The sequence below is a fragment of the Stenotrophomonas sp. 364 genome (assembly GCF_009832905.1).
GTDB classification, from domain to species: Bacteria; Pseudomonadota; Gammaproteobacteria; order Xanthomonadales; family Xanthomonadaceae; genus Stenotrophomonas; species Stenotrophomonas maltophilia_AP.
On the sequence record NZ_CP047135.1, the window covers coordinates 4,155,825 to 4,165,799 of the forward strand.

The 9,975-nt window shown below is 70.2% G+C and carries 9 protein-coding genes; 7 read left to right on the top strand and 2 right to left on the bottom strand.

Translation table 11 applies throughout. From position 1 onward, the window contains the following. The first annotated feature begins 15 nt into the window (after positions 1–15). Genes bioF through bioC form a run of 4 tightly spaced genes read left to right on the top strand, consistent with a single transcriptional unit; the run spans position 16 to position 3,765 of the window. Entirely contained in the window at positions 16–1,227 is a 1,212-nt protein-coding gene (gene bioF, locus GQ674_RS18545; protein ID WP_159498259.1) for an 8-amino-7-oxononanoate synthase, read from the top strand. A gap of 16 nt (positions 1,228–1,243) precedes the next feature. Further along, the gene (gene bioH / locus GQ674_RS18550; protein WP_159499576.1) at positions 1,244–2,005 is read left to right on the top strand and encodes a pimeloyl-ACP methyl ester esterase BioH; all 762 of its coding nucleotides are present in this window, start codon (positions 1,244–1,246) and stop codon (positions 2,003–2,005) included. 59 nt (positions 2,006–2,064) lie between these two features. Next, positions 2,065–2,847, top strand: coding sequence for an SDR family oxidoreductase (locus tag GQ674_RS18555; protein WP_159498261.1), 783 nt, complete (start codon positions 2,065–2,067; stop codon positions 2,845–2,847). Positions 2,848–2,880: 33 nt separating this feature from the next. Next, positions 2,881–3,765: a malonyl-ACP O-methyltransferase BioC gene (bioC, locus tag GQ674_RS18560; RefSeq protein ID WP_159498263.1), complete on the top strand. Its 885-nt coding sequence runs from the start codon at positions 2,881–2,883 to the stop codon at positions 3,763–3,765. A gap of 174 nt (positions 3,766–3,939) precedes the next feature. On the opposite strand, the gene GQ674_RS18565 is transcribed toward bioC, so the two are convergent. Both GQ674_RS18565 and GQ674_RS18570 read right to left on the bottom strand, forming a co-directional pair. Next, entirely contained in the window at positions 3,940–4,551 is a 612-nt protein-coding gene (locus GQ674_RS18565; RefSeq protein ID WP_137190713.1) for a YdcF family protein, read from the bottom strand. Then, positions 4,536–5,495, bottom strand: coding sequence for a pyridoxal-phosphate dependent enzyme (locus tag GQ674_RS18570; RefSeq protein WP_159498265.1), 960 nt, complete (start codon positions 5,493–5,495; stop codon positions 4,536–4,538). The genes GQ674_RS18565 and GQ674_RS18570 overlap by 16 nt, the downstream gene beginning before the upstream one ends. A 146-nt stretch (positions 5,496–5,641) precedes the next feature. Here GQ674_RS18570 and GQ674_RS18575 point away from each other — a divergent pair, with 146 nt between their 5' ends. The 3 genes from GQ674_RS18575 (at position 5,642) to GQ674_RS18585 (ending at position 9,876) form a co-directional block, all read left to right on the top strand. Next, the gene (locus tag GQ674_RS18575; RefSeq protein WP_159498266.1) at positions 5,642–6,148 is read left to right on the top strand and encodes a hypothetical protein; all 507 of its coding nucleotides are present in this window, start codon (positions 5,642–5,644) and stop codon (positions 6,146–6,148) included. 478 nt (positions 6,149–6,626) lie between these two features. After that, positions 6,627–8,516: a tRNA uridine-5-carboxymethylaminomethyl(34) synthesis enzyme MnmG gene (gene mnmG / locus GQ674_RS18580; protein WP_159498268.1), complete on the top strand. Its 1,890-nt coding sequence runs from the start codon at positions 6,627–6,629 to the stop codon at positions 8,514–8,516. Between the two features lie 829 nt (positions 8,517–9,345). Next, positions 9,346–9,876, top strand: a complete 531-nt coding sequence (locus GQ674_RS18585; RefSeq protein ID WP_128098225.1) for a gamma carbonic anhydrase family protein — start codon at positions 9,346–9,348, stop codon at positions 9,874–9,876. Positions 9,877–9,975: the final 99 nt, after the last annotated feature.

Here is a 9,975-nt window from a genome sequence, read left to right on the forward strand (position 1 = left end):
TGCCAGCCGACGACCATGGCCCGCCCCGACCTGCACGACCGCATCCAGGCCCAGCGCAAGCTCCGCGACGCGCAGGGCCGCATCCGCGTGCGCCGCACGGTGACCCGTCGCGACGGCGTGCGGCTGGAGATCGACGGCCAATGGCTCACCGGCTTCTGCAGCAATGACTACCTGGGGCTGTCGCAACAGTTCGGGGTGGTCAGCGCGCTACAGGATGCCGCCGCGCGCGAGGGCACCGGTGCCACCGCTTCGCACCTGATCTGCGGCCACCATGCGCTGCACGAGGCGCTGGAGCGGGAAATGGCCGAGTGGCTCGGCTACCCGCGCGCGCTGCTGTTCGGCAGCGGCTTTGCCGCCAACCTGGCGGTGCAGCAGGCGTTGCTCAGCGAAGAGGACGATGTGTGCGTGCAGGACCGGCTCAACCACGCCAGCCTGCTCGACGCCACGCGCCTGGCCGGTTGCCGGCTGCGCCGTTACCCGCACCTGGACACCGAAGGCGCGCTGCGCCAGTTGAAGCACGCGCCCGACGGCGCGGCGATGCTGGTCACCGATGGCGTGTTCAGCATGGACGGCGACATCGCCCCGCTGCGCTCGCTGTCGTTGGTGGCGCGCATGCAGGAAGCGCTGTTGTACGTGGACGACGCGCATGGCATCGGCGTGGTGGGCGAACATGGCCGCGGCTGCGTGGCCGATGCCGGGCTGGGCGTGGCCGACATACCGCTGCAGCTGGCCACCCTGGGCAAGGCGCTGGGTGGCAGTGGCGCGGTGGTGCTGGGCGATGACGCCCTGATCCAGCACCTGGCCGAAACCGCCCGCCCGTACATCTACACCACGGCGGTGTCGCCGGCACAGGCGGCTGCCTCGCTGGCGGCGGTGAAACTGGCCCGGCGTGACGACTGGCGACGCGAAAAGCTCGGCGAGCTGATCGCCGTGTTCCGTGCCGGTGCGCGCCAGCACGGGTTGGAACTGATGCCATCCGATACGCCGATCCAGCCGTTGCTGTGCGGCGCCGAGTCCACCGTGATGGCCTTGTCGGCCGCGCTGGAAGCCTCCGGCTTCCTGGTCAGCGCGATCCGTCCGCCTACCGTGCCGGAAGGAAAAGCGCGCCTGCGCGTGACCTTGTCGGCACTGCACACCCCGGCGCAGGTGCGCGCGCTCACCGACGCGATCGGGCACGCGCGCGATACCGTGCTGCGCCAGCAGTCGCTGGATGCACTGAGCGCGTGAGCCCGGTGCTGTGAGCCTGCATATCGAGGTGGTCGGCACCGGGCCGGCGCTGGTGCTCATCCATGGCTGGGCACTGCATGGCGGCGTGTTCGCGCCGCTGGTGGACCGCCTGGCCGCGCAGTACCAGCTGCATCTGGTGGACCTGCCCGGCCATGGTTTCAGCCACGACGATGCCACGCCGCTGCGGCTGCCCCACGTGGTCAACGCCATCGCGGCCGCCACGCCACCGGCGGTGTGGTGCGGCTGGTCGCTGGGCGGGCTGTTCGCCCTGCATGCCGCCGCCACGCTGCCGCAGGTGCGCGCGGTGGTGATGATCGCCGCCACCCCGCGTTTCGTGCGCGGCGACGACTGGCCGCACGCGGTGGAACCGGCGGTGTTCGAACAGTTCGGGCAGGACCTGGCGCAGGACTACCGCGGCACCCTGGAGCGTTTCCTGGCGCTGGATGCGATGGGGTCCGAACACGCCCGGCAGGAACTGCGCACCCTGCGCGAGATGCTCATCGCGCGCGGTGAGCCGGCCGCGCGTGCGCTCCAGGAGGGGCTGCGCCTGCTCGAGAACAGCGACCTGCGCGGCGCCCTGGCCGGGCTGGGCAAGCCGAGTCTGTGGCTGGCCGGCGCGCGCGACCGGCTGGTCTCCGCGCGCGCCATGCAGGCGGCCGCCACGTTGGCGCCGGGCGCGCAGGCGCATGTGATCGCCCAGGGCGGCCATGCGCCGTTCCTGGGCCACACCGACGCGGTGGCCACGCAGCTGCAACACTTCGTTGCCGGCCTTCCCTGACCCAGCCACCGCGCGCATCGCCGATCATGTACGCCCGTCTTTCACTGCAGGAGTGACCCATGGATCTTGGAATCGCCGGTCGCTGGGCGCTGGTCTGCGCCGCCAGCAAGGGCCTGGGGTTGGGCTGCGCCCGTGCACTGGTGCGCGAGGGTGTGAATGTCGTGGTGGCCGCACGTGGTGAAGACGCGCTCGACCGCGCGGTGCTGGAACTGCAGGCGCTGCCCGGCGCGCGCACGGTGGTCGGCGTGGTCGCCGACATCACCACCGTGGCCGGCCGCGATGCGGCCCTGGCCGCTTGCCCGCAGGTCGACATCCTGGTCAACAACGCTGGCGGCCCGCCCGCCGGGGATTTCCGCCAGTTCACCCGCGACGACTGGATCGCCGCGCTGGATGCCAACATGCTGGCCCCGATCGAACTGATCCGCGCCACCGTGGACGGCATGATCGAGCGCGGCTTCGGCCGCGTGGTCAACATCACCTCCTCCTCGGTGAAGGCGCCCATCGACATCCTGGGGCTGTCCAACGGCGCGCGCTCGGGGCTCACCGGCTTCGTCGCCGGCCTGGCCCGCAAGACCGTGGCCCACAACGTCACCCTCAACAACCTGCTGCCCGGCCAGTTCGACACCGACCGCCTGCGCGGCAACTTCGCCTACCTGGCCCAGCAGCAGGGCATCGACGCCGGCCAGATCGCCGAGCGCAAACGCACCCACATCCCGGCCGGCCGCTTCGGCACCGCCGACGAGTTCGGCGCCGCCTGCGCCTTCCTGTGCAGCGCGCACGCCGGGTACATCACCGGGCAGAACCTGCTGATCGACGGCGGCGCCTACCCGGGCACGTTCTGACCTTCGCACCCTTGTTTTCGCAGTGAGCCTTCCATGACGTCCAGCTTCGATCCCCGCCACGTCCGCCGCGCGTTCTCGCGTGCCGCCGCCAGCTACGACGCCGCCGCCGCGCTGCAGCGCGAGGTGGAAAAACGCCTGCTGGAATCGCTGGACTACCTGGAAGACCGCCAGCCGCAGGTCGTGCTGGACGTGGGCAGCGGCACCGGCCACGCCACCGCGGCGATGAAGAAGCGCTGGCCCAAGGCGCAGGTGATCGCGCTGGACCTGGCCGAACCGATGCTGCGCGAGGCCAAGAAGCAGGCCGGCTGGTGGAAGCCGTTCACCCGCGTATGCGCCGATGCGCAGGCGCTGCCGTTGCTGGACCAGAGCGTGGATGTGATCTACAGCAACCTGTGCCTGCAGTGGGTCGAGGACCTGCCGGCGGTGTTTGCCGGGTTCCGCCGCGTGCTCAAGCCGGGTGGGCTGCTGCTGTGCTCCACCTTCGGCCCGGAAACGCTGATCGAACTGCGCGACGCCTTCAGCCAGGCCGACGCGGTGCCGCACGTGAGCCGCTTCGCGCCGATCGCGCAGTTCGGCGACGCGCTGATGATGGCTGGCTTCCGCGACCCGGTGCTGGACCGCGACCTGTTCACCCTCACCTACGACGACATGACCGCACTGATGCGCGAGCTGCAGGCCATCGGTGCCACCAACGCGCGCCATGACCGCCGCCACACGCTCACCGGCCGCGGCCGCTTCGCCGCCGCCCGCGCCGCCTACGAACCGCTGCGCCGCGAAGACGGCAAGCTGCCCAGCAGCTGGGAAGTGATCTACGCCCACGCCTGGGCGCCCGAAGCCGGCGCCCCGATCCGCGAACAGGGCCGCGACGTGGCCAGCGTGCCGGTATCGGCCATCCCGATCCGCCGCCGCACCCCGTAGAGCGGGGCTCTGCCCCGCCGCGACACACCATCACCCCGTAGAGCGGGGCTCTGCCCCGCTGCGACATACCGTCACCCCGTAGAGCGGGGCTCTGCCCCGCCGCGACACACCACCACCCCGTAGAGCGGGGCTCTGCCCCGCTGCGACATACCGTCAGCGGGGCAGAGCCCCGCTCTACGCCGGGAACAGGTCCCGGTGGAAGAAATAGATCTCCTGCACCAGGAATTTCCAGCTGGTGTGGAAGCTGCGGAAGCGCGTGCTCGGGGTGGAGGAGGCCAGCGCATCGATGCCCAGCTCGCGCGCCAGCCGCAGCGCGCGCGCCATGTGCAGCGGGTCGCTGACGATGATCACCCGGTGCAGCTTGCGCTGCTGCATCAACCGCCGCGCCTCGATCAAGTTCTGGCGGGTGGTGCGCGAGGCGGTCTCGATCAGGATCGCCTCGTCCGGAATCCCCTGCTTGAGCGCATAGCGGCGCGCCACCTGCGATTCGGAGAAGCGCGCGCCGGTACCGCCGTAGCCGCCGGTGAAAATCAGAAGCGGCGCATAGCCGGCCTCGTACAGATCCAGGCCATGGCGGATGCGTTCCTCAAACACCGGTGACGGCTTGGCGTCATACGCGGCCGCGCCCAGCACGATGATCGCGTCGGCCTTGGCCGCCTGGTCGCGCTCGCCCACCCACACGATCCACGCGGTGACGCCCAGCAGCCAGGCCACCAGCAGAATGCACAGCCGCCATACCCAGCCCAGCAGCCCGACCCCGGCACGGCGGCTCATGCGCGCACCCACGGCAAGGCATCCAGGTCGACATTGCCGCCCGACAGCACCACGCCTACCCGCTGCCCGGCAAACCGCTCCGGGGTGGCGAGGATGGCCGCCAGCGTGATCGCCGACGACGGTTCCACCACCTGCTTGAGCACCTGCCAGAGCAGGCGCATGGCCGCCACGGTGGCGGTATCGGCCACGGTGATGACCTCGGCCGCGCCGTGCAGCAGCGCGAAGTTCGGTGCGCCCAAGGTGGTGCGCAGGCCATCGCACAGCGTGTCCGGGGTGAAATCGATGCGGCGTTCGCCGGCCGCCAGCGAGCGCGCGGTATCGGCCGCGCCCTCCGGCTCGGCCAGCACCAGTCGGGTCTGCGGTGCCAGCGCCTGCAATGCCAGCCGCGTGCCCGATGCCAGCCCGCCGCCGCCCACCGGCACCACCACCACGTCGAACGGGCCGTGGCTGCGCAGCAGCTCCAGCGCCGCCGTGCCCTGCCCGGCGATCACCCGCGGGTCGGCATAGGGGTGCACCAGGCTGGCGCCGGTCTCGGCCTGCACCTGCGCGCACATGGCTTCACGCGCGGCGATGCTGGCCTCGCAGCGCCACACGGTGGCGCCGTGCCGGGCGATGTTGGCCAGCTTCGCGCCCACCGCGCCCTGCGGCACCACCACGTTGCAGGCGATGCCGCGGGTACGCGCGGCCAGCGCCAACGCGGCACCGTGGTTGCCCGAGGAATGGGTGACCACCCCGCGTGCGGCCTGGTCCGGGTCCAGCGACCAGACAGCGTTGCAGGCCCCGCGGAACTTGAAGGCCCCGCCACGCTGCAGGTGCTCGCCCTTGAACAGCAGCGACGCCCCCGCCAACCCGTCCAGGGCGCGCGAGTGCAGCACCGGGGTCACGCTGGCATGCGGGGCAATGCGTGCGGCGGCCGCCAGCAGGTCGTCGACACAGGGCAAGGGTGAATCGCTCATGACGCAAGATTAACGTATGGCCCCGGTTCGCACCGCCCCGCCTGAACGTGACACGATGGCAATCATTCAGCGGATCGAGCCGGAGTTAAGGGCCGATTCAATGCGCCGGGCCGAAGCTGGCCGCATACCCTCGGGGGGAACCCATCATGAAAATGCGCCTGATGTTCGCCGGTGGCCTGCTGTTGGCCCTGTCCGGCTGCGCCACCTACGACTATGTCGGCGGTGGTGCCGGCAGCGGTTACTACCACGGCGCGCCGTCGGTGGAGTACCGCTATCCCTATGGGTACCCGTCCGGTTACGGCCCCGGCTACTACGGTGGCGGGTACTACGGCGGTGGCTATGGCTACGGCAACCCGTATTACCGCCCGTATCCGAACTATCGCCCCCCGCACAACCACCGCCCGCCGCCGCGTCCGGGCAACGGGGGCAATCCGCCGGTGCGGCCGGATCGCCCGGATCGCCCGCGCCCGTCGTACAACGGCGGCTCGCCGTGGCGGAACATGGATTCGGTGGGCGGTCGGCCGCCTCAGCAACAGCGTCCGTCGCCGCCGCCGCAGGCACGCCCCGCCCAGGCGCCGCGCCCGGCCCAGCGGTCCAACGGTTCGCCGTGGCGGAACATGGACAATTTGAACCAGCGCACAGTTGAGCCCTGATCCATCTTGATTTTCACCACCCACCCGGTTCACTCTAGGCGGGTGGTGACGGCCTCGGTCGCAAAGTGACAAAAGCGACACGGCACGTCACATCCAGCTCTATGTCGATATCCGCCGGGATTCTCTGGATCCCCCCTGTTCCGGCCCTGTCGGATGTCGGCACCTACAACGCAGAAGGCCCCGCCATGGCGGGGCCTTCTGTTTTTGGATCGTGGCATGGGCGCAAAAAAACAGGGCCGGCAGTCCCCCGACTGCCGGCCCTTCTGCTTCCCCTGGTTGCGCATGGACCGGCCCCTGTTCCAATTCCGGTCCGTAACGCCAAACGGCGCCTGCCAGCCTGGGTGCTATTGGGTTATCTGCAGAAAACGTGCCAACTTGAGGGTTGATTTCAGCGACAGCCACGATTGGCGCTAAAATCACCACCCACGCCCTGCTTCCAGGGCCGTTCCGGGCCCCCGTGCCCCCGAGCCCCATCGAAATGACCGACTCCTTCTACCGTTACGACGTCATCGTCATCGGCGGCGGCCACGCCGGCACCGAAGCTGCGCTGGCGGCTGCGCGCAGCGGCGCACGCACCTTGCTGCTGACCCACAACGTGGAAACCATCGGCGCGATGAGCTGCAACCCGGCCATCGGCGGGATCGGCAAGGGCCACCTGGTGAAGGAGATCGACGCCCTGGGCGGGGCCATGGCGCATGCCGCCGACCGCGCCGGCATCCAGTGGCGCACCCTCAATGCCTCCAAGGGCCCGGCCGTGCGCGCCACCCGCTGCCAGGCCGACCGCAACCTCTACCGCATGGCGATCCGCCAGATCGTGGAAGCCCAGCCGAACCTGACCGTGTTCCAGGCAGCGGTGGACGACCTGGTGATCGACGGCGACACCGTGCGCGGCGCGATCACCCAGACCGGGCTGACCTTCCACGCCCCGGCCGTGGTGCTCACCGCAGGCACCTTCCTGGCCGGCAAGATCCACGTGGGCCAGACCCAGTACGCCGCCGGCCGCATGGGCGACCCGCCGGCCACCACGCTGGCCGCGCGCCTGCGCGAGCGTCCGTTCGTGATCGACCGCCTGAAGACCGGCACGCCGCCGCGCATCGACGGCCGTTCGCTGGACTACCGCGTAATGGACGAGCAGCCCGGCGACGACCCGCGCCCGGTGATGTCCTTCCTGGGTGACCAGGCCGAACACCCGGCCCAGGTGAGCTGCTGGATCACCCACACCAGCGAGCGCACGCACGAGATCATCCGCAGCGCCCTGCACCGCTCGCCGCTGTACAGCGGCCAGATCGAAGGCATCGGCCCGCGTTACTGCCCGTCGATCGAAGACAAGGTGGTGCGCTTCGCCGAGAAGGCCAGCCACCAGATCTTCGTCGAGCCCGAAGGGCTGGACGTGGTGGAGATCTACCCCAACGGCATTTCCACCTCGCTGCCGTTCGACGTGCAGCTGGCGCTGGTGCGCAGCATCACCGGTTTCGAGAACGCACACATCACCCGCCCCGGCTACGCGATCGAGTACGACTTCTTCGACCCGCGCGGGCTCGACAACACCCTGCAGACCAAGAGCGTGTCCGGGCTGTTCTTCGCCGGCCAGATCAACGGCACCACCGGCTATGAAGAAGCCGCCGCGCAGGGCCTGCTGGCCGGCATCAACGCCGCCCGCCACGTGCGCGAACAGGCCGGCTGGTGCCCGCGCCGCGACGAGGCGTACCTGGGCGTGCTGGTCGACGACCTGATCACCCACGGCACCACCGAGCCGTACCGCATGTTCACCAGCCGCGCCGAATACCGCCTGCAGCTGCGCGAGGACAACGCCGACGTGCGCCTGACCGGCACCGGCCGCGAACTGGGCCTGGTGGATGACCGCCGCTGGGCCGCGTTCCAGACCAAGCAGGAGGCGGTGGCCACGGAATCGGCACGCCTGCGCGCGCTCTGGGCCACCCCCGGCAATGCACTGGGCCGCGAAGTGGAAGCCACGCTGGGCGTGGCGGTCAGCCGCGAAACCAACGTGCTGGACCTGATCAAGCGCCCCGAACTGGACTACGCCCAGCTCATGCAGGTGCCGTCACTGGGGCCGGCGGTGGCCGACCCGAAGGTGGCCGAACAGGTCGAGATCGGCGTGAAGTACGCCGGCTACCTGGACCGCCAGCGCGATGAGATCGCGCGCCAGCAGCGCCACGAGAACACCGCCATCGCCAGCGACTTCGACTACGCCGGCGTGCGCGGGTTGTCGGCCGAGGTGCAGCAGAAGCTCGAACGCGTGCGCCCGCAGACCATCGGCCAGGCCCAGCGCATCCCCGGCATGACCCCGGCCGCGATCTCGCTGCTGCTGGTGCACCTGGAACGCGCGCGCCGCATCCGCGCCGCATGACACACCACCCCGCCGCATAACACGCCACCCCACCGGGTAACGCGGCACCCCACCAGGTAGAGCCGACCGTTGGTCGGCTGCTCCAAATGCCGGTAGAGCCGACCGTTGGTCGGCTGCACAGCATCCGCCGCCGGGTTCCTGGCAGCCGACCAACGGTCGGCTCTACCCCCGGGTGGGTGCGTGCCGTTGCGCATGGCGGGCGGCGGGCGCCCCCGCGTTATCATCAGGGATCTCGCTGCTGCTGGTGCACCTGGAACGCGCGCGCCGCATCCGCGCCGCATAGCACGCCACCCCACGGCATAACACGCCACCCCACCGGGTAACGCGGCACCCCACCAGGTAGAGCCGACCGTTGGTCGGCTGCTCCAAATGCCGGTAGAGCCGACCGTTGGTCGGCTGCACAGCATCCGCCGCCGGGTTCCTGGCAGCCGACCAACGGTCGGCTCTACCCCCGGGTGGGTGCGTGCCGTTGCGCATGGCGGGCGTCGGGCGCCCCCGCGTTATCATCAGGAATCTCGCTTCTGCTGGTGCACCTGGAACGCGCGCGCCGCATCCGCGCCGCATGACACACCACCCCGCCGGGTAACGCGGCACCCCACCAGGTAGAGCCGACCGTTGGTCGGCTGCTCCAAATGCCGGTAGAGCCGACCGTTGGTCGGCTGCACAGCATCCGCCGCCGGGTTCCTGGCAGCCGACCAACGGTCGGCTCTACCCCCGGGTGGGTGCGTGCCGTTGCGCATGGCGGGCGTCGGGCGCCCCCGCGTTATCATCAGGGGCCGGGACAACGCTGCAGGCGGCGTACCCGCCCCTGCCTTGCCGGAGTTTGCGCATGTCCCCGATCCGCCCCTACCTCGACAAGCGTCCCGTCCTTGGCGAGCGCTGCTACATCGACCCGGCCTGCACCATCATCGGTGACGTGGTCCTGGGCGATGACGTGTCGGTCTGGCCGGGCACGGTGATCCGCGGCGACGTCAACCATGTCAGGATCGGCGCGCGGAGCAACATCCAGGACGGCACCATCATCCATGTCAGCCACCATAGCCCGTACAACCTGGAAGGCTTCCCGACGCTGATCGGCGAGGGCGTGACCGTGGGCCATGGCACCATCATCCATGCCTGCACCATCGGCGATTACAGCCTGATCGGCATGGGCGCGTGCATCCTCGACGGGGCACGGGTGGAGCAGCACGGCTTCGTCGGCGCCGGTGCCGTGGTGGGCCCGGGCAAGGTGGTGGGCGAAGGCGAACTGTGGGTGGGCAACCCGGCGCGCCTGGTGCGCACGCTGACCAGCAAGCAGATCGAATCGCTGCACTACTCGGCCGACCACTACGTGCGGCTCAAGGACACCTACCTGGGCTGATCGCGCGCGGGACGGTCGCAACCGCCATCGCCCTGCCCGCAGCGCTGGGCATCGGCCCGGCCGCACGGTAAAGTCCACAGCCGACCAGGAAGCAGTCGA

Coding starts and splice junctions, on each gene's coding strand:
- GQ674_RS18555 (WP_159498261.1), top strand. CDS start 2,065: ATGGATCTTGGAATCGCCGGTCGCTGGGCGCTGGTCTGCGCCGCCAGC.
- bioF (WP_159498259.1), top strand. CDS start 16: ATGGCCCGCCCCGACCTGCACGACCGCATCCAGGCCCAGCGCAAGCTC.
- bioC (WP_159498263.1), top strand. CDS start 2,881: ATGACGTCCAGCTTCGATCCCCGCCACGTCCGCCGCGCGTTCTCGCGT.
- GQ674_RS18570 (WP_159498265.1), bottom strand. CDS start 5,495: ATGAGCGATTCACCCTTGCCCTGTGTCGACGACCTGCTGGCGGCCGCC.
- mnmG (WP_159498268.1), top strand. CDS start 6,627: ATGACCGACTCCTTCTACCGTTACGACGTCATCGTCATCGGCGGCGGC.
- GQ674_RS18585 (WP_128098225.1), top strand. CDS start 9,346: ATGTCCCCGATCCGCCCCTACCTCGACAAGCGTCCCGTCCTTGGCGAG.
- GQ674_RS18575 (WP_159498266.1), top strand. CDS start 5,642: ATGAAAATGCGCCTGATGTTCGCCGGTGGCCTGCTGTTGGCCCTGTCC.